The sequence below is a fragment of the Pacificoceanicola algae genome (genome assembly GCF_049341065.1).
GTDB lineage: Bacteria > Pseudomonadota > Alphaproteobacteria > Rhodobacterales > Rhodobacteraceae > Pacificoceanicola.
This window is the reverse complement of sequence record NZ_JBMPIX010000006.1, coordinates 200484-221119: the sequence shown is the minus strand read 5'-3', so window position 1 is coordinate 221119 and position 20636 is coordinate 200484. Positions and strand designations below refer to the sequence as shown.

Genomic DNA, 20636 nt, shown 5'->3' with positions numbered 1-20636 from the left:
GCCTCCACATCCGGTAATCACACCAGAACATGATGGAAACGCCGAATTTTGGCGTATGGCGCGGACCCGATCAACACTGTCCTGTGCTTGGCAAGCTCCTCTGCGGAGGGTCTTTCCAAGGTAGGAACTTCCGGATCGAGAGACAGGCGGTGGGACGCCCGTCGAGAATGGACCTGAGTTCGTATCGTCACTGACGAGATGCGTCGCTGTGGCCCGACAGCAGAAGTATCCAGGCAGAGAAATGAAAAGGGTGGCCCCACTCATGGCGCAAAGCTTCCTCGGACAAAAACGTCTTCGCCGCTATTATGGCAAGATCCGCGAAGTGCTTGAAATGCCGAACCTCATTGAGGTTCAGAAATCTTCATACAAGCTTTTCCTCGACTCGGGGGATCAGCCCCAACCGCTGGACGGCGAAGGCATCAAGGGTGTCTTCCAATCGGTTTTCCCGATCAAAGACTTCAACGAGACCGCAGTTCTCGAATTCGTCAACTACGAGCTGGAAAAGCCGAAGTATGACGTCGAAGAGTGTATGCAGCGCGACATGACGTACAGCGCTCCGCTCAAGGTGACGCTGCGCCTGATCGTGTTCGATATCGACGAAGATACCGGCGCCAAGTCGGTCAAGGACATCAAGGAACAAGACGTTTTCATGGGCGACATGCCCCTGATGACCCCCAACGGGACGTTCATCGTGAACGGCACCGAGCGCGTGATCGTGTCCCAGATGCACCGTTCCCCCGGCGTGTTCTTTGACCACGACAAGGGCAAGACGCACTCGTCCGGCAAACTGCTGTTCGCCTGCCGCATCATTCCCTATCGCGGCTCGTGGCTGGATTTCGAATTCGACGCCAAGGACATTGTCTTTGCCCGCATCGACCGTCGCCGCAAACTTCCGGTGACCACGCTTCTGTACGCGCTTGGTCTGGACCAAGAGGCGATCATGGACGCCTATTACGACACGGTGACCTACACCCTGCGCAAAGGTGAAGGCTGGGCCACCAAGTTCTTCCCCGAGCGTGTGCGCGGCACCCGCCCGACCTTTGATCTGGTCGATGCCGACAGTGGTGAAGTCATTGCCGAGGCAACCAAAAAGGTCACGCCCCGCGCGGTCAAGAAGCTGATCGACGAAGGCAAGGTCAAGACGCTGCTGGTGCCGTTCCAGGCCATCGTCGGCAAGTTCGCCGCCAAAGATATCATCAACGAAGAAACCGGCGCGATCTACGTCGAGGCTGGTGATGAGCTGACTTGGGAAGTGGACAAGGACGGTGACGTAACCGGCGGTACGCTCAAAGAGCTGGTTGACGCCGGTGTGACCGAGATCCCTGTTCTGGACATCGACAACATCAACGTCGGTCCCTACATGCGCAACACCATGGCGCAGGACAAGAACATGGGCCGCGACACCGCGCTCATGGATATCTATCGCGTCATGCGCCCGGGTGAGCCGCCCACCGTCGAAGCCGCGTCGAACCTGTTCGACACGCTGTTCTTCGATAGCGAGCGTTATGACCTGTCCGCCGTTGGCCGCGTGAAGATGAACATGCGCCTCGCGCTGGACAAGGAAGACACGCAGCGCACGCTGGATCGTGACGACATCGTTCAGTGTATCAAGGCGCTGGTGGATCTGCGCGACGGTCGCGGCGACATCGACGACATCGACCACCTCGGCAACCGCCGCGTGCGCTCGGTCGGCGAGCTGATGGAAAACCAGTACCGCGTTGGCCTGCTCCGCATGGAGCGCGCGATCAAGGAACGTATGTCCTCGGTCGAGATCGACACGGTGATGCCGCAGGATCTGATCAACGCGAAACCGGCAGCTGCCGCTGTGCGCGAATTCTTCGGCTCCTCGCAGCTGTCGCAGTTTATGGACCAGACCAACCCGCTGTCGGAAGTGACGCACAAGCGTCGCCTGTCGGCGCTTGGGCCGGGCGGTCTGACCCGCGAACGCGCTGGCTTCGAAGTGCGCGACGTACACCCGACGCACTATGGCCGGATGTGCCCGATTGAAACGCCGGAAGGCCCGAACATCGGTCTGATCAACTCGCTCGCCACCTTCGCGCGCGTGAACAAGTATGGCTTTATCGAGACCCCATATCGCGTGGTCAAGGACCGTCAGGTCACCGACGAAGTGCATTACATGTCCGCGACCGAGGAAATGCGTCACACCGTGGCGCAGGCCAACGCGACGCTGGACGAGAATGGCAAGTTCATCAACGATCTGGTCAGCACCCGGAAATCCGGTGACTACACGTTGTCGCCCAGCGAAAACGTCGATCTGATCGACGTTTCGCCTAAGCAGCTGGTCTCGGTCGCGGCATCGCTGATCCCCTTCCTTGAAAACGACGACGCCAACCGCGCTCTGATGGGCTCGAACATGCAACGTCAGGCAGTTCCGACCCTGCGCGCCGAGGCGCCTTTGGTGGGCACCGGGATCGAAGAAATCGTGGCACGGGACTCGGGCGCGGCCGTCATGGCCAAGCGTGCGGGCATCATCGACCAGGTCGATGCGCAGCGTATCGTGATCCGGGCAACCTCGGATCTGGAACTTGGCGATGCCGGCGTTGACATCTACCGGATGCGCAAATTCCAGCGTTCGAACCAGAATACCTGTATCAACCAGAAGCCTTTGGTGAAGGTGGGTGACACGGTTCAGAAGGGCGAAGTGATTGCCGATGGTCCCTCGACCGATATGGGCGAATTGGCCCTTGGCAAGAACGTGATCGTCGCCTTCATGCCGTGGAACGGTTACAACTACGAAGACTCGATCCTGATCTCCGAGCGTATTTCGCGCGACGACGTGTTCACTTCGGTGCACATCGAGGAATTCGAAGTCGCCGCCCGCGACACCAAGCTTGGGCCGGAAGAGATCACCCGCGACATCCCGAACGTCGGCGAGGAAGCCCTGCGCAACCTCGACGAAGCGGGTATCGTCTATATCGGCGCTGACGTCGAGCCGGGCGATATCCTTGTCGGCAAGATCACTCCGAAGGGCGAAAGCCCGATGACGCCGGAAGAAAAACTCCTCCGCGCCATCTTCGGTGAAAAGGCCTCGGACGTGCGCGATACCTCGCTGCGTGTGAAGCCGGGTGATTACGGTACAGTTGTCGAGGTGCGCGTCTTTAACCGCCACGGTGTGGAAAAAGACGAACGTGCACTGCAGATCGAGCGGGAAGAGATCGAAAGCCTCGCGCGCGACCGCGACGACGAGCTGGCGATCCTTGACCGCAACATCTATGCGCGTCTGCGCTCGATGATCGAAGGCAAGACTGCGGTCAAAGGCCCGAAAGGTGTGAAGCCGAACTCGGAAATCAACGAGGAACTGCTCAGCTCCCTGACCCGTGGTCAGTGGTGGCAGCTGGCCCTCGGTGAAGAAGAGGACGCCAAGCACGTCGAAGCCCTGCACGAACAGTACGAAGTGCAAAAGCGCGCTTTGGATGCACGGTTCGAAGACAAGGTCGAAAAGGTCCGTCGCGGCGACGATCTGCCCCCGGGCGTGATGAAGATGGTCAAAGTCTTCATCGCCGTGAAGCGCAAGCTTCAGCCGGGCGACAAGATGGCTGGCCGTCACGGCAACAAGGGCGTTATTTCCCGCGTTGTTCCGATGGAAGACATGCCGTTCCTTGCGGACGGGACCCCGGTCGACTTCTGTCTGAACCCGCTGGGCGTGCCGTCGCGGATGAACGTCGGTCAGATCCTTGAAACCCACATGGGTTGGGCCGCGCGTGCCTTGGGCGTCGAGATTGACGAAGCCCTGCAGGACTATCGCCGTACTGGCGATCTGACTCCGGTTCGCGAAGCCATGCGCATCGCTTACGGTGACGAGGTCTATGAAGAAGGCATCAAAGGCATGGACGAAGGCCAGCTTGTTGAAGCTGCCGGAAACGTCACCGGCGGTGTGCCGATCGCGACCCCGGTCTTTGACGGCGCGAAAGAGGCTGACGTCAACGACTCGTTGCGTCGTGCTGGCTTTGACACCTCTGGTCAGTCGATCCTGTTCGATGGCCGTTCGGGTGAACAGTTCAGCCGCAAGGTGACCGTGGGTATGAAGTATCTGCTGAAACTGCACCACCTTGTGGACGACAAGATTCACGCCCGTTCGACCGGACCTTACAGCCTCGTTACGCAGCAGCCGCTGGGTGGTAAGGCGCAGTTCGGTGGTCAGCGTTTTGGGGAAATGGAGGTCTGGGCTCTGGAAGCTTACGGCGCCGCCTACACCCTGCAGGAAATGCTGACGGTGAAATCGGACGACGTGGCAGGCCGGACCAAGGTCTATGAATCGATCGTCAAGGGCGAGGACAATTTCGAAGCCGGCGTGCCGGAATCGTTCAACGTTCTCGTCAAAGAGGTCCGCGGCCTGGGCCTCAACATGGAACTCCTGGATGCGGAGGAGGATGAGTAAGGCACCCACTGCCGACACTCACGCAGGGCGGCCTTGCCGCCTTGCACTCCCCCGCTTCCCTCTGAATTTGTGAGGAACACATGAACCAGGAACTTACCAACAACCCGTTCAACCCTGTTGCACCGGTCAAAACATTCGACGAGATCAAGGTCTCGCTCGCGTCCCCCGAACGGATCCTTTCGTGGTCTTTCGGCGAGATCAAGAAGCCCGAAACCATCAACTACCGTACGTTCAAGCCCGAGCGTGACGGTCTGTTCTGCGCGCGTATCTTTGGCCCGATCAAGGATTACGAATGCCTCTGCGGCAAATACAAGCGCATGAAATACCGCGGCGTTGTCTGCGAAAAATGCGGTGTCGAAGTCACGCTGCAAAAGGTCCGCCGCGAGCGGATGGGCCACATCGAACTGGCCGCGCCCTGCGCCCACATTTGGTTCCTCAAGTCGCTGCCCTCGCGCATCGGCCTGATGCTGGACATGACGTTGCGCGATCTGGAGCGGGTTCTCTACTTTGAGAACTACGTGGTGATCGAGCCGGGTCTGACCGATCTGACCTACGGTCAGATGCTGAACGAAGAGGAATTCCTCGACGCGCAGGATCAGTATGGCATGGACGCATTCACCGCCAACATCGGCGCCGAAGCGATCCGCGAAATGCTGGCTGCCATTGACCTCGAGTCCGAAGCCGATCAGCTGCGCGCGGACCTCAAGGAAGCCACCGGCGAGCTGAAGCCCAAGAAGATCATCAAGCGTCTCAAGGTCGTGGAATCCTTCCTTGAATCCGGCAACCGCCCCGAATGGATGGTTCTGACCGTGATCCCTGTGATCCCGCCGGAACTGCGTCCGCTGGTGCCGCTGGATGGTGGCCGTTTTGCGACCTCCGATCTGAACGACCTGTATCGCCGCGTGATCAACCGGAACAACCGCCTCAAGCGCCTGATTGAGCTGCGCGCGCCGGACATCATCGTTCGGAACGAAAAGCGGATGCTTCAGGAATCCGTTGACGCGCTGTTTGACAACGGTCGCCGTGGCCGCGTCATCACCGGCGCGAACAAGCGTCCACTGAAGTCGCTGTCCGACATGCTCAAGGGCAAGCAGGGTCGCTTCCGTCAGAACCTTTTGGGTAAGCGCGTCGACTTCTCCGGTCGTTCGGTCATTGTGACCGGTCCGGAACTCAAGCTGCATCAGTGCGGCCTGCCCAAGAAGATGGCGCTCGAACTGTTCAAGCCCTTCATCTACTCGCGTCTGGAGGCCAAAGGCCTGTCCAGCACCGTGAAGCAGGCGAAGAAGCTGGTGGAAAAAGAGCGTCCCGAGGTTTGGGACATCCTCGATGAGGTGATCCGCGAACACCCGGTCATGCTGAACCGTGCGCCGACGCTGCACCGTCTTGGCATTCAGGCGTTCGAACCCACGCTGATCGAAGGCAAGGCAATCCAGCTTCACCCGCTGGTCTGTTCGGCCTTCAACGCGGACTTCGACGGCGACCAGATGGCCGTGCACGTTCCGCTGAGCCTTGAGGCCCAGTTGGAAGCGCGCGTGCTGATGATGTCGACGAACAACGTTCTGTCGCCTGCCAACGGCAACCCGATCATTGTTCCGTCGCAGGACATGATCCTTGGTCTCTACTATGTCACCATCATGCGCGAAGGCATGAAGGGCGAAGGCATGATCTTCTCGTCCATCGAGGAAGTCGAGCACGCCCTGACCGCTGGCGAAGTGCACCTGCACGCCAAGATCCAAGCCCGCGTCAAGCAGATCGACGACGAAGGCAACGAGATCGTCAAGCGTTTCGAAACGACGCCGGGCCGCGTGCGTCTGGGTGCGCTTCTGCCGAAGAACGCCAAGGCACCTTTCGATCTGGTCAACCAGTTGCTGCGCAAGAAAGACGTGCAGCGGGTCATCGACACGGTCTATCGCTATTGCGGTCAGAAAGAGTCGGTCATCTTCTGTGACCAGATCATGACCATGGGTTTCCGCGAAGCCTTCAAGGCGGGCATCTCTTTCGGCAAGGACGACATGGTCATCCCCGAAAGCAAATGGCCTATCGTCGAGGACACCCGCGATCAGGTGAAGGACTTTGAACAGCAGTACATGGACGGCCTGATTACCCAGGGCGAAAAGTACAACAAGGTTGTCGATGCCTGGTCGAAGTGCAACGACAAGGTCACCGAAGCCATGATGGCGACGATCTCGGCCGAGCGCCGCGATGCGGACGGTTCCGAAATGGAACCGAACTCGGTCTACATGATGGCGCACTCCGGTGCCCGTGGCTCGGTTACGCAGATGAAGCAGCTGGGCGGGATGCGCGGCCTGATGGCGAAGCCGAACGGCGACATCATCGAAACGCCGATCATCTCGAACTTCAAGGAAGGTCTGACCGTTCTTGAATACTTCAACTCGACCCACGGCGCCCGTAAAGGTCTGTCGGATACGGCTCTGAAGACGGCGAACTCGGGTTATCTGACCCGCCGTCTGGTGGACGTTGCGCAGGACTGCATCGTTCGTCTGGACGATTGCGGCACCGACCGTGCGATCACCGCCGAAGCGGCTGTGAACGACGGCGAAGTCGTGTCGCCGATCTCGGAACGTGTTCTTGGCCGTGTGGCTGCGGATGATGTTCCGGTTCCGGGCACCGACACCATTCTGGTACGTCAGGGCCAGCTGATCGACGAACGCATGGCGGACGCGATCGAAGAGGCGGGCGTGCAGTCGATGCGCATCCGGTCGCCGCTGACCTGTGAAGCCGAAGAGGGCGTCTGCGCCACCTGCTATGGTCGTGACCTCGCGCGCGGCACGAAGGTGAACACCGGCGAAGCTGTCGGTATCATCGCGGCGCAGTCGATCGGTGAACCGGGCACGCAGCTGACCATGCGGACCTTCCACATGGGCGGTGTTGCGCAGGGCTCCTCGCGCTCCTTCCAGGAAGCCAGCCAGAACGGTAAGATCGTGTTCGCCAACCCGGGCACCATCACCAACGCGGCGGGCGAGTTGATCGTTATGAACCGGAACATGACCGTCATGATCATGTCCGATCAGGACGAAGAACTGGCCTCGCACAAGATGGGCTACGGCTCCAAGCTGTTCGTCAAAGAGGGTGACACCGTTGCCCGTGGCGACAAGCTTTATGAGTGGGACCCCTACACGCTGCCGATCATCGCCGAGAAGGACGGTATCGCCAAGCACGTCGACCTCGTGAACGGCCTTGCCGTGCGCGAAGAGACGGACGATGCCACCGGCATGACCCAGAAGATCGTGATCGACTGGCGGGCCGCGCCGAAGGGCAACGAGCTCAAGCCGGAAATCATCCTGATGGATGCCGATGGCGAGCCGGTGCGCAACGATGCGGGCAATCCGATCACCTACACCATGTCGGTGGACGCGATCCTTTCCTGTGAAGACGGGCAAGAGGTCAAGGCCGGTGACGTTGTGGCGCGTATCCCGCGTGAAGGTGCAAAGACGAAGGACATCACCGGCGGTCTGCCGCGTGTGGCCGAACTCTTTGAGGCACGTCGTCCGAAGGATCACGCGATCATCGCGGAAATCGACGGTTATGTGCGCTTTGGCAAGGACTACAAGAACAAGCGCCGCATAACCATCGAGCCGACCGACGAGAACCTTGAACCGCGGGAATACATGATCCCCAAAGGCAAGCACATCCCGGTGGGCGAAGGCGACTTCATCTCGAAGGGTGACTACATCATGGACGGCAACCCGGCCCCGCACGACATTCTGTCGATCATGGGGATCGAGGCTCTGGCGAACTACATGATCGACGAAGTCCAGGACGTCTATCGACTGCAGGGCGTGAAGATCAACGACAAGCACGTCGAAGTGATCGTTCGCCAGATGCTGCAGAAGTGGGAAATCCTCGACAGCGGCGACACTACGCTGCTGAAGGGCGAGCACGTCGACAAGGCCGAATTCGACCTTGCCAACGAGAAGTCCGAGAAGAAGGGCGGGCGTCCTGCCAAGGGCGAACCGATCCTGCTGGGCATCACAAAGGCATCGCTTCAGACCCGTTCGTTCATCTCGGCGGCGTCGTTCCAAGAGACCACCCGCGTTCTCACCGAGGCATCGGTGCAGGGCAAGAAAGACAAGCTGGTTGGTCTTAAGGAAAACGTCATCGTGGGTCGCCTGATCCCGGCGGGCACCGGTGGTGCCACGCAGGACATGCGCCACATCGCGCAGACCCGCGACAACGTGGTGATTGAAGCCCGCCGCGAAGAGGCCGAGGCCGCAGCTGCTCTGGCAGCGCCGGATATGGTCGATGACGTGGTTGGCGGCGACGCCTTTGACACGCTGATCGTCGATACGCCGGAAAGCCGCGAATAAATCGCGGTTCTCGTTGAGACTTCAAAACGCCCCTGCCGAAAGGTGGGGGCGTTTTTCTTTTGATCGTCAGGGAATGTCGCAAATGGCGTGGCTGGCTTTGCGCGGTGCTGGTACAGCGGCCTCATGACCAGTCACTCGGATAACAATCGCGGCGCGATATTGATGATCGCCTCCATGGCGGCTTTCACCTTTGGCGACATCTGCGTGAAAGGGATCGGCACCGCCATGCCGCTTTCGCAATTGCTGACGCTGCGAGGGATGGTATCGACCCTGTTCATCGGGGTGTTGGCGTGGCGGGCAGGGGCTTTGCATTTCCGGTTCCCGGCTCGCGACCGGGCGCTGGTTGCCCTGCGTGCCGTGGCCGAGGTCGGCGCGGCGCTGTTCTTCTTCACCGCGCTGTTCAACATGCCGATTGCCAACGTCTCGGCCTTGTTGCAGATGCTGCCCTTGACCATAACGCTGGGCAGCGCGCTGTTCTTTGCCGAGCCCGTGGGCTGGCGGCGCTGGTTGGCCATTGCGGCGGGGTTCTTCGGGATGCTGCTGATTGTCCGACCGGGTACCGAAGGGTTCAACGTTTACGCCCTATCGGCCTTGGCTGCCGTGGTTTGCGTGACAGTGCGCGACCTGACCACGCGGCGGATCTCGGCGGCGGTGCCGTCATTGTCGGTCACCTTCGTGACCTCGCTGGCGGTCCTGGTCTTTGCCGCGCTCTGGTCGCTCGGACAGGACTGGGTGCCGCTTACGCAGCGCACCACGGCGTTGCTGGCGGGGGCGAGCCTGTTCATCGTTGCAGGCTACACCCTAAGCGTCATGGTCATGCGGGTGGGCGAAGTCGGCTTCATCGCACCGTTCCGCTATACGAGCCTTGTATTGTCCTTGATCCTCGGACTGGTGTTCTTCGGGGAATGGCCAAAGCCTGTTGCACTGCTGGGGGCGACGATCATTGTCGGCACCGGGTTGTATACGCTTTGGCGGGAAACTCGGGTCAGGCGCCGTCAGGCAAAGATGCGTCTGACCTGATCGGCGTCAATCGCAAAACGGTCCCGGAACAAGGTTTCGCCCAAGGCATCGAGGCGCGGCAGTTGGGCGGGTTTTACATGCTTCTTCTGTCGTGAATCGTTGTGCTCGTTATGGCCGCGCACATACATATCCGGCGTGGTAAAGGTTACCGTCGGCATGAACTGATTGATCTTGTTGTGGGCAAAGTTGAGCACCGTCTGCCTGACGCGCGGCTGCACAGCCATGGCCTGGGCCACTCCCCAATAGGGGGTCACTGTCGGCTCGGCGCAAAGGCCCTGCGCATCGGGGCGCGCAACATACCCTCGGTTCCAGTCAAATCCCACCAGCCGGTGTTGATCGACCAGAGCCGCACAATCCCGGGCGGCTTTGCGCAGCAGAGCCACGAAGTCCACCGCGATGGCGTCATCGTCATCGTGGCGAAATTGAAGGCAGGGGCGGTCCATGTCGCGGACCGAATTCATCACTTCCTGACAGACCTGTCGGTGCGGTCCGGGCGGGCGGGCCTCGATCCGGGCCTGTGGAAAATCTTCGGTCAGTTGCAGTAGTCGTGCGATCCAGCGCTCAGGCATCTCTTCGCCGATCAAGATGACAAAGGTGAAATCCGGGTCGGTCTGGGCCTTCAGACCGGGCAGGCAGATGGTTTCGAAGTGGCGAAATCGCTCCTCCATCCGGGCGTCGGACCACAGGTAGGCCATGCGGTCGGCGACCTCTTCATGCTCGACCTGAAAACCGCCCTGCGCTGGGTAGGAAAAGCGACAAAACCCAATGACCTGCATGCTGAATTTCTCTATTGAGGGAAGGGCAAATACACGGCACAAGATTGGCACTGCGCAGCACCCCGCACAATATGAAGATGCGGTTGACATGCTGGGCGACTCCCCATATACGCCAGCCCATCCGGCGGGGGAGACCCTGTGCCGAATTCAGAAGTATTGTGGTCAAGATCCGGGCGACTTAACTGCTCCGATCCTCTGAGAACCCGCCGCGTCGTTCACCTCGGAATGGGAGCGAAGCGGCTTTTTGCTTGTTGCAGGACCGCAACTTGCAGTGAACCCGGTGACCTGCGGACGCGTAGGGCGCCTTGAATTGAACCTCGTCGGGAAGGTCCCGGCGGCACATATGTGAGAAGCACGGGGAACCTTACCTAATGCCCACGATCCAACAGCTGATCCGCAAGCCGCGGCAGCCGAAAGTCAAACGCTCCAAGTCGCAGCACCTGGAGCAATGCCCGCAAAAACGCGGCGTCTGCACACGCGTCTACACCACTACGCCGAAGAAGCCGAACTCGGCTATGCGTAAAGTTGCCAAGGTCCGTCTGACCAATGGCTTCGAGGTGATCAGCTATATCCCGGGCGAAAGCCACAACCTTCAGGAGCACTCGGTGGTTCTGATCCGTGGCGGCCGTGTAAAAGACCTTCCCGGTGTCCGTTACCACATTCTCCGCGGTGTTCTGGATACCCAGGGCGTCAAAGACCGGAAGCAACGTCGCTCCAAGTATGGCGCGAAGCGTCCGAAGTAAGAGGAATTACAGATGTCTCGTCGTCACGCCGCCGAAAAACGCGAAGTCCTGCCCGACGCCAAATATGGTGACCGGGTTCTGACAAAGTTCATGAACAACCTGATGCTCGATGGTAAGAAATCGACCGCCGAGCGTATCGTCTACAACGCGCTCGATCGCGTTGAGAGCAAGGTCAAGCGCGCTCCTGTTGAGCTGTTTCACGAAGCACTCGACAACATCAAACCGTCGGTCGAGGTTCGCTCTCGCCGGGTTGGTGGTGCCACCTATCAGGTGCCTGTCGAAGTGCGCCCCGAGCGCCGCGAAGCTCTGGCCATCCGCTGGCTGATCAACGCCTCGCGCGCCCGCAATGAAAACACCATGGAAGAACGCCTTGCCGGCGAGCTGCTTGACGCAGTTCAGTCGCGCGGCTCCGCCGTGAAAAAGCGCGAAGACACCCACAAGATGGCAGACGCGAACAAAGCGTTCAGCCATTACCGCTGGTAACCCCCGAGAGGTCCTGACCAAATGGCACGCGATTATCCGCTCGACCGGTACCGCAACTTCGGTATCATGGCGCACATCGATGCAGGTAAAACCACCTGCTCCGAGCGTATCCTGTTTTACACCGGCAAATCCCACAACATCGGTGAGGTGCACGATGGTGCAGCCACCATGGACTGGATGGAGCAGGAGCAGGAACGCGGCATCACCATCACCTCGGCTGCGACGACCACGTTCTGGGAACGCACCGAAGATGGCGAAACTGCTGACACGCCCAAGCACCGCCTGAACATCATCGACACCCCCGGCCACGTTGACTTCACCATCGAAGTCGAGCGTTCGCTGGCCGTTCTCGACGGCGCCGTTGCCGTTCTGGACGCCAACGCAGGTGTTGAACCGCAGACCGAAACCGTGTGGCGTCAGGCTGACCGCTACAAGGTTCCGCGCATCGTTTTTGTCAACAAGATGGACAAGATCGGCGCTGACTTCTTCAACTGCGTACACATGATCGAAGACCGCACCGGCGCCCGCGCCGTTCCCGTCGGTATTCCGATTGGCGCCGAGAACGAGCTGGAAGGCTTGATCGATCTCGTCACCATGGAAGAGTGGCTGTGGCAAGGTGAAGATCTGGGTGCGTCCTGGGTCAAGGCGCCGATCCGCGACAGCCTCAAGGATATGGCCGATGAATGGCGTGGCAAGCTGATCGAAGCCGCCGTCGAAGAAGACGACGACGCGATGGAAGCTTACCTCGAAGGCGAAGAGCCTGACGTTGCGACGCTGCGCAAGCTGCTCCGCAAGGGGACGCTGGCCATGCACTTCGTGCCGGTTCTGGGCGGTTCCGCGTTCAAGAACAAAGGTGTCCAGCCGCTGCTGAACGCCGTGATCGACTATCTGCCCAGCCCGCTGGACGTTGTCGATTACATGGGCTTCGCCCCCGACGACGAAACCGAAACCCGCAACATCCCGCGCCGCGCGGATGACAACATGCCGTTTGCGGGTCTTGCGTTCAAAATCATGAACGACCCCTTCGTCGGCTCGCTCACCTTTACCCGCATCTACTCGGGTAAGATGAACAAGGGTGACTCGATCCTGAACTCGACCAAAGGTAAGAAAGAGCGCATCGGTCGTATGATGATGATGCACTCCAACAACCGCGAAGAGATCGAAGAAGCCTTTGCAGGTGATATCATCGCGCTGGCGGGTCTGAAGGACACCACCACCGGTGACACGCTTTGCGACGCCAAAGAGCCGGTTGTTCTGGAAACCATGACCTTCCCCGATCCGGTTATCGAGATCGCGGTTGAGCCCAAGACCAAGGGCGACCAGGAAAAGATGTCCCAGGGCCTTGCGCGTCTGGCGGCAGAAGATCCCTCCTTCCGTGTTGAAACTGACCTCGAGTCCGGTCAGACCATCATGAAGGGCATGGGCGAACTTCACCTGGACATCCTGGTTGACCGTCTCAAGCGGGAATTCAAGGTTGAGGCCAACATCGGTGCCCCGCAGGTTGCTTACCGCGAGACCATTGGTCACGAGGTCGAGCACACGTACACCCACAAGAAACAGTCGGGTGGTTCGGGTCAGTTCGGCGAAGTGAAAATGATCATTTCTCCGACAGAGCCGGGTGAAGGCTATTCCTTCGAGTCCAAGATCGTCGGCGGTTCCATTCCCAAGGAATACATCCCCGGTGTGGAAAAGGGCGTGAAATCGGTCATGGACAGCGGCCCTCTGGCTGGCTTCCCCGTGATCGACTTCAAGGTTACCCTGATCGACGGTAAGTTCCACGACGTTGACTCCAGCGTTCTGGCCTTCGAAATCGCTGCACGTATGTGTATGCGCGAAGGTATGCGGAAAGCGGGCGCCAAGCTGCTGGAACCGATGATGAAGGTCGAAGTGATTACTCCGGAAGAATACACCGGCGGAATCATCGGCGATCTGACATCGCGTCGCGGTCAGGTGTCCGGACAGGAAACTCGTGGCAACGCAATTGCCATCGAAGCCTTTGTCCCGCTCGCCAACATGTTCGGCTACATCAACACGCTGCGTTCCATGTCGTCGGGCCGCGCGAACTTCTCGATGCAGTTCGACCATTACGATCCGGTTCCGCAGAACATCTCCGACGAGATCCAAGCGAAATACGCATAAGCCGGGTGGCGGGCCTTGGGCCCGCCCTACCCAACACCGTAGGGTGGGGTTGACCTCACCGCCTGACACAAAACTTAAGGAGCCAATACCATGGCAAAGGAAAAGTTTGAACGCGGCAAGCCGCATTGCAACATCGGCACGATTGGTCACGTTGACCACGGCAAGACGACGCTGACGGCGGCGATCACCAAGTATTTTGGTGACTTCAAGGCCTACGACCAGATCGACGGCGCGCCGGAAGAAAAAGCCCGCGGGATCACGATCTCGACCGCGCACGTGGAATACGAGACCGATGCGCGTCACTATGCGCACGTCGACTGCCCCGGCCACGCCGACTACGTCAAGAACATGATCACCGGTGCTGCCCAGATGGACGGCGCGATCCTGGTTGTGAACGCTGCTGACGGCCCGATGCCGCAGACCCGCGAGCACATCCTGCTGGGCCGCCAGGTGGGTATCCCTGCCATGGTCGTGTTCATGAACAAGGTTGACCAGGTCGACGACGAAGAGCTGCTCGAGCTGGTGGAAATGGAAATCCGCGAGCTTCTGTCGGCCTATGACTACCCCGGCGACGATATTCCGATCATCGCGGGCTCGGCTCTGGCCGCAATGGAAGGCCGTGATCCCGAGATCGGCGAGAACAAGATCCGTGAACTGATGCAGGCCGTGGATGACTACATCCCGCAGCCGGCACGTGCGGTTGACCAGCCCTTCCTGATGCCGATCGAAGACGTGTTCTCGATCTCGGGTCGTGGTACGGTTGTGACCGGTCGTGTTGAGCGCGGCGTTGTGAACGTTGGCGACGAGATCGAAATCGTCGGCATCCGCGACACCACCAAGACGACCTGCACGGGCGTTGAAATGTTCCGCAAGCTGCTGGATCGCGGTGAAGCGGGCGACAACATCGGCGCCCTGCTGCGCGGTGTTGACCGTGAAGGCGTTGAGCGTGGCCAGGTTCTGTGTAAGCCGGGTTCGGTCAAGCCGCACACCAAGTTCGAAGCCGAGGTCTACATCCTGACCAAGGACGAAGGTGGCCGTCACACGCCGTTCTTCGCGAACTACCGCCCGCAGTTCTACTTCCGCACGACGGACGTGACCGGCACGGTTCAGCTTCCCGAGGGCACCGAGATGGTGATGCCGGGCGACAACCTGAAGTTCGAAGTCGAACTGATCGCCCCGATCGCGATGGAAGACGGCCTGCGCTTCGCCATCCGCGAAGGCGGCCGCACCGTCGGCTCCGGCGTCGTCTCGAAGGTCATCGAGTAATCAGGACGCCTCTGGCGCTTGCCTGCAAACGCCACACGACGAAAAAAGGAAGGGCGCCTCCAAGCGGAGGCGCCCTTTGTGTATTGAGAAAACCGTTTAAGCTGATGGTATGGAAACATTCTCACTCGACACTAATTGCATCATCGACGTGGCAGACGACCGCCCGGGAAAGCAGGCAGTGTTGAACTTGGTGAATTGTCATCGGTTGGGCATGGCCGATGTCGCACTCATTGCTGTTAGCGCATCTGAGCGACAGAAAAGCGGTGGATTTCTGGCATCCTACGCAGACTTCCTAAGGCGGGTTAGGGAACTCGGTCTACAGGGCCTCTCTCACATCGCCGGGATCGGCCACCTTGATATCGGTTTTTTTGACTTTTGTCTTCTTGCAGATGAAACCATGTTGAGTAGGGAAAAAGAACTGCACGACACACTATTTCCACAGATAGCCTTTCTGTCCTCTGACTATCTGGCCGCCTTTGAACCAAAGGGGCTGGACGCGGTTCAAAAAGCTGAACGCAAGTGGCGCAATGCGTGGTGTGATCGTCAGATGACCTGGGCGCATTAAAATTCCGATAGGGACGTATTTGTTACCAGGGATGGAAACTACCAAAAGCGACTTGGTGCTGATCCCCGGTTTGCAAATTTGACCATCGCAACGCCGGAAGAGGCTTTGGCTCAAATCCGGCCTGCAGGGCTTCGCCCGTTCGTGACTTGAAAGGTCTCCGGCACCTTTCATCCGGATTTGCCGAAACCGTCACTCACCTCTTGCCACACCCCCACCCCACAGGTATACGCGCGCAACGGCTCAATGGCCGTTCCAGGGCGGGGTGATTCTCCGCCCTTTAGGTTCGATGAGGGTTTGCGATGGTCGCTGGTCCTCCTCTCAACCTCAATGCCAAAAGTAAGGCTGTTCAATGAACCAGAACATCCGTATCCGGCTCAAGGCGTTTGACTACCGTGTGCTGGACGCCAGCACTCAGGAAATCGTCAACACCGCCAAGCGCACCGGTGCAACTGTTCGTGGGCCCATCCCGCTCCCGAACAAGATCGAGAAATTCACCGTTCTGCGTGGTCCCCACGTGAACAAGAAGTCGCGCGACCAGTTCGAGATCCGTACGCACAAGCGTATGCTCGACATCGTCGATCCGACTCCGCAGACCGTAGATGCCCTGATGAAGCTCGACCTCGCCGCCGGCGTGGATGTCGAGATCAAGGTATAAGGAGGGCACCGGAATGTTGCGCTCTGGAGTAATCGCAAAAAAGGTCGGCATGACCCGTCTCTTCATGGAAGACGGCAAGCAGATCCCCGTCACTGTTCTTCAGCTGGACAAGCTGCAGGTGGTGGCTCAACGCACGAATGACCAGCACGGCTACACCGCCGTTCAGCTGGGCGCGGGCACGGCAAAAGCCAAAAACACCTCGAAGGCCATGCGCGGCCACTTCGCAATTGCGAAAGTGGAACCCAAGCGCAAGGTTGCCGAGTTCCGTGTTGATGCCGATGCAATGATCAACGTTGGTGAGGAAATCACTGCTGACCATTACTTTGAAGGTCAGTATGTGGACGTTGCTGGCACGACCATTGGTAAAGGCTTTGCCGGTGCCATGAAGCGTCACAACTTCGGCGGTTTGCGCGCCACGCACGGCGTGTCGATCAGCCACCGTTCGCACGGTTCTACTGGTCAGTGTCAGGATCCGGGCAAGGTTTTCAAAGGCAAGAAGATGGCCGGTCACATGGGTGCCGCCCGTGTCACCACCCAGAACCTGCAGGTCGTCAGGACCGATGCCGATCGTGGTCTGATCATGATCAAAGGCGCCGTTCCTGGCTCCAAAGGTGGTTGGGTGACCATCAAGGATGCGGTCAAAAAGCCGTTCCCTGAGAACGCCATCATCCCCGCCGCGTTGAAATCCGCCGCTGAAGAAGCCGCCAAAGCCGCTGAAGAAGCCGCTGCAGCCGCTGCCGCCGAGGCCGAAGCCGAAGCCAAGCGTCTGGCCGAAGAGCAAGCCGCCGCCGAAGCCGAAGCGCTGAAGGCAGCCGAGGCCGACATCGAGGCCGAGAAGAAGGAAGGCGACGAATGAAACTCGACGTGATCAAACTGGACGGCGGCAAGGCCGGATCGGTCGATCTGACCGACGAGATCTTTGATCTCGAGCCTCGCGCCGACATTCTGCACCGCGTTGTCCGCTGGCAGCGTAACAAGGCGCAGGCTGGCACGCACAAGGTCAAGACCCGGTCCGAAGTCAGCTACTCGACCAAGAAGATCTATCGCCAGAAGGGCACCGGCGGCGCACGCCACGGCTCCCGCAAGGCGCCGATCTTCCGCAAGGGTGGCATCTACAAGGGCCCGACCCCTCGTTCGCACGCACATGACCTTCCCAAGAAGGTTCGCGCGCTGGGTCTCAAGCACGCTCTGTCGGCCAAGGCCAAGGCAGGCGCGCTGGTGATCATCGAGAACGCGGAAGCCGACGGCAAGACCGCCGCACTGGCCAAGCAGGTCAAGGATCTTGGCTGGAAGCGCGCGCTGATCATCGATGGCGCAGCTGTGAACGAAGGCTTTGCCGCCGCTGCACGCAACATCGAAGGTCTGGACGTGCTGCCCTCGATGGGCGCAAACGTGTTTGACATCCTCAAGCGTGACACTCTTGTGCTCACCAAGGCGGGTGTCGAAGCTCTGGAGGCTCGACTGAAATGAGTGCAAACGCAACGCATTATGATGTGATCCGCAAGCCGATCATCACCGAGAAATCCACCATGGCGTCTGAAAATGGCGCAGTGGTGTTCGAAGTGGCAATCGACAGCAACAAGCCGCAGATCAAAGAGGCCGTCGAGGCTCTGTTTGGTGTGAAGGTGAAGGCCGTGAACACGACCATCACCAAAGGCAAGGTCAAGCGCTTCAAAGGCCAGATGGGCCGTCGCAAAGACGTCAAGAAGGCCTATGTGACCCTCGAAGAGGGCAACACGATCGACGTATCGACCGGTCTTTGAACGGGCGTTGGGTTGTAAACCCACACTACGAAAATTTGAAAGGCCCTCGCAGGGATGCGAGGGCCTTTTTCATTTGCTCGGTTCGCAGGAGCGAAGTTGAGTAATCGACCCTCGCGCCATAGAGGACGCACTCATCTCCAAGTTTTATCTGATACTGTTTCACAAAGTGCTCTGACGGGAGGGAAACTTGGAAGTTGTGTACTTCTTGAGAGAATGGGACTTACCGCAATACTTTGTTGGTCGCGTTTTCGATGGTCCCATCCGGTTTGTTGATCCGAACAGCGATTTTCAACTAAAGATCTTGTAGCAGCCATTATCTCGGCCACGCTTTGGCGTCACCATTTCTGCGACAATCCGGCTGACTTCACCGGACACATCCCAGAAAAAAGCTGCGATCGATGCAATCCAGAAAGCGGATCATCACGCAATTCGGTGGGAGGACTTATCACCGGACAACCAGTGCCTGTGTAATAGGGCGGACGAAAAGCTTCGCAAGAAAAGTCGGCGTTGTCTCTCACTCTGGCGCTGGAAAGACGACGCTGGCGGCAGCCTTAGTTTAGACGACGAAGGCAGTTCGCAAGATGGGCTTTACTGGCGTTTGACAGACGCGGGAAGCTATTGTCATGTACCCAGCCCAAGGGTGCAAACTGTCTCGATGCGGGGAGGCTTCCCAAGGGGGTTGGATCCACAATCTTTGTTCAGCGATTGTTTCCAAGAACTTTGGGCGTCGTATGAGCAAGGGGAACCACTGGCGCATCAAATGCTTCGTGAAGCGCGGCAGATCGCAGGACATAGTCCGCGAGCGGCCTTGCTTATTGCATTCTCTGCTTTTGAAATTGGTATCAAGCAGCACGTTGCAGCCCAAGTGCCAGAGGCATCTTGGCTGATAACGAACGCGCCAACGCCGCCGGTGGACAAAATCTTTAACAAATATCTGGCCGAGTTGCATAAAACCGTTCCTTTTCCGGAAGCTGTGCAGAAACTTCGGCTCGGCAAGCAACTTCAAGAATTTACTAAGGTAAGAAATGCATTAGCTCATCGCGGTGTGTTGGGTCAGGGCGAATTGGTCCGGTATTTAAGTCTCACTCGGAATGCGCTGTATCTCTTGGATTGGTTGCAGGGATGCGAGTGGGCCAAAGATCGATTGGACAACGATTTTCGTGAAGCTTTCTGTCAAAGCGCGTGACGCCCTTGACCCCACCCCCTCAAACCCCTAACAGACCCCATCCGCAGTGCCCCGGGATTCGTTCCGGGGCTTTGCTGTTGTGCCGGGGCCAAGGCCCCAAGGCGCATTCTCCACCGGGGACCTTCGGGGCCCTATACTCGAAATAGGCAGGCCGCAGGGTCTGCCGATGCTAACGGAAGACAGAAAGCATGGCACTCAAGTCGTACAAACCGACGACGCCTGGCCAGCGCGGGCTGGTACTGATCGACCGTTCGGAGCTGTGGAAAGGTCGTCCTGTCAAAGCCCTCACCGAGGGTCTGACGAAAAAGGGCGGACGGAACAACACCGGACGGATCACGATGCGTCGCAAGGGCGGCGGGGCAAAGCGCCTCTACCGCATCGTCGATTTCAAGCGTAACAAATTTGACGTGGGCGCAACCGTTGCCCGTATCGAATACGACCCCAACCGCACAGCCTTTATCGCACTGGTCCAGTACGATGACGGCGAACAAGCCTACATCCTGGCCCCTCAGCGTCTTGCCATCGGCGACCGCGTGATCGCCAGCGCCAAGGCTGACGTGAAGCCCGGTAACGCAATGCCCTTCTCGGGTCTGCCGATCGGTACAATCGTTCACAACATCGAACTCAAGCCCGGCAAAGGTGGCCAGATCGCACGCGCCGCTGGCACCTATGCCCAGTTCGTTGGCCGTGACGGCGGGTATGCTCAGATCCGTCTGAGCTCGGGCGAGCTGCGTCTGGTGCGTCAGGAATGCATGTGCACCGTCGGTGCCGTGTCGAACCCCGACAACAGCAACCAGAACTTTGGTAAAGCGGGCCGTATGCGCCACAAGGGCATCCGCCCGAGCGTTCGCGGTGTCGTCATGAACCCCATCGACCACCCCCATGGTGGTGGTGAAGGCCGGACCTCGGGTGGTCGTCACCCGGTTACGCCTTGGGGTAAGCCGACCAAGGGTAAGCGCACGCGCAACACCAACAAGGCATCGCAGAAGCTGATCATCCGCTCGCGTCATGCCAAGAAGAAGGGTCGCTAAGATATGTCGCGCTCTGTATGGAAAGGTCCGTTCGTTGACGCCTATGTCTTGAAAAAGGCAGAAGCGGCCCGCGAATCCGGCCGTAACGAAGTTATCAAGATCTGGTCGCGCCGCTCGACGATCCTGCCCCAGTTCGTGGGTCTGACGTTTGGCGTTTACAACGGCCAGAAGCACATCCCCGTGAACGTCTCTGAAGACATGATCGGCCAGAAGTTCGGCGAATATAGCCCGACCCGTACCTACTACGGTCACGCTGCCGACAAGAAAGCCAAGAGGAAGTAA

At 59.0% G+C, this 20636-nt stretch carries 16 protein-coding genes; 15 read left to right on the top strand and 1 reads right to left on the bottom strand.

Translation table 11 applies throughout. The features are described from left to right. Positions 1–262: 262 nt before the first annotated feature. The 3 genes from rpoB (at position 263) to ACOYQJ_RS11605 (ending at position 9747) form a co-directional block, all read left to right on the top strand. The gene (gene rpoB, locus ACOYQJ_RS11615) at positions 263–4399 is read left to right on the top strand and encodes a DNA-directed RNA polymerase subunit beta (protein ID WP_422906183.1); all 4137 of its coding nucleotides are present in this window, start codon (positions 263–265) and stop codon (positions 4397–4399) included. Between the two features lie 80 nt (positions 4400–4479). Further along, positions 4480–8727: a DNA-directed RNA polymerase subunit beta' gene (rpoC, locus tag ACOYQJ_RS11610; protein ID WP_422906182.1), complete on the top strand. Its 4248-nt coding sequence runs from the start codon at positions 4480–4482 to the stop codon at positions 8725–8727. Positions 8728–8850: 123 nt separating this feature from the next. Further along, the gene (locus tag ACOYQJ_RS11605; protein WP_422906181.1) at positions 8851–9747 is read left to right on the top strand and encodes a DMT family transporter; all 897 of its coding nucleotides are present in this window, start codon (positions 8851–8853) and stop codon (positions 9745–9747) included. On the opposite strand, the gene ACOYQJ_RS11600 is transcribed toward ACOYQJ_RS11605, so the two are convergent. Then, the gene (locus tag ACOYQJ_RS11600; protein ID WP_422906180.1) at positions 9723–10523 is read right to left on the bottom strand and encodes a putative rhamnosyl transferase; all 801 of its coding nucleotides are present in this window, start codon (positions 10521–10523) and stop codon (positions 9723–9725) included. The two genes, ACOYQJ_RS11605 and ACOYQJ_RS11600, sit on opposite strands and share 25 nt — an antisense overlap. A 371-nt stretch (positions 10524–10894) precedes the next feature. On the opposite strand from ACOYQJ_RS11600, the gene rpsL reads away from it, so the two are divergent. From rpsL to rpsS, 12 genes are all read left to right on the top strand, one after another. Next, positions 10895–11266, top strand: coding sequence for a 30S ribosomal protein S12 (gene rpsL / locus ACOYQJ_RS11595; RefSeq protein ID WP_008883423.1), 372 nt, complete (start codon positions 10895–10897; stop codon positions 11264–11266). 12 nt (positions 11267–11278) lie between these two features. After that, entirely contained in the window at positions 11279–11749 is a 471-nt protein-coding gene (rpsG, locus tag ACOYQJ_RS11590; protein ID WP_422906179.1) for a 30S ribosomal protein S7, read from the top strand. Positions 11750–11770: 21 nt separating this feature from the next. Then, positions 11771–13888, top strand: a complete 2118-nt coding sequence (gene fusA, locus ACOYQJ_RS11585; protein WP_422906178.1) for an elongation factor G — start codon at positions 11771–11773, stop codon at positions 13886–13888. A 90-nt stretch (positions 13889–13978) separates the two neighbouring features. Then, entirely contained in the window at positions 13979–15154 is a 1176-nt protein-coding gene (gene tuf, locus ACOYQJ_RS11580) for an elongation factor Tu (protein ID WP_422906177.1), read from the top strand. Between the two features lie 109 nt (positions 15155–15263). Next, positions 15264–15719 (top strand): hypothetical protein, encoded by a 456-nt coding sequence (locus ACOYQJ_RS11575; protein WP_422906176.1) that lies wholly within the window; start codon positions 15264–15266, stop codon positions 15717–15719. Positions 15720–16068: 349 nt separating this feature from the next. After that, complete coding sequence (gene rpsJ, locus ACOYQJ_RS11570) at positions 16069–16374, top strand: 30S ribosomal protein S10 (RefSeq protein ID WP_121631216.1); 306 nt, start codon at positions 16069–16071, stop codon at positions 16372–16374. A gap of 13 nt (positions 16375–16387) precedes the next feature. Further along, on the top strand, positions 16388–17230 hold the full coding sequence (gene rplC, locus ACOYQJ_RS11565; RefSeq protein WP_422906175.1) for a 50S ribosomal protein L3: 843 nt from the start codon (positions 16388–16390) through the stop codon (positions 17228–17230). Continuing rightward, positions 17227–17844: a 50S ribosomal protein L4 gene (gene rplD, locus ACOYQJ_RS11560; protein ID WP_422906174.1), complete on the top strand. Its 618-nt coding sequence runs from the start codon at positions 17227–17229 to the stop codon at positions 17842–17844. Before rplC ends, rplD begins: the two co-directional genes overlap by 4 nt. Next, positions 17841–18137, top strand: coding sequence for a 50S ribosomal protein L23 (locus tag ACOYQJ_RS11555; protein WP_422906173.1), 297 nt, complete (start codon positions 17841–17843; stop codon positions 18135–18137). Before rplD ends, ACOYQJ_RS11555 begins: the two co-directional genes overlap by 4 nt. Positions 18138–18897: 760 nt before the next feature. Beyond that, complete coding sequence (locus ACOYQJ_RS11550) at positions 18898–19323, top strand: hypothetical protein (RefSeq protein ID WP_422906172.1); 426 nt, start codon at positions 18898–18900, stop codon at positions 19321–19323. A 188-nt stretch (positions 19324–19511) separates the two neighbouring features. Next, positions 19512–20354, top strand: a complete 843-nt coding sequence (gene rplB, locus ACOYQJ_RS11545) for a 50S ribosomal protein L2 (protein WP_422906171.1) — start codon at positions 19512–19514, stop codon at positions 20352–20354. A gap of 3 nt (positions 20355–20357) precedes the next feature. Further along, positions 20358–20636, top strand: a complete 279-nt coding sequence (rpsS, locus tag ACOYQJ_RS11540; RefSeq protein ID WP_005980699.1) for a 30S ribosomal protein S19 — start codon at positions 20358–20360, stop codon at positions 20634–20636.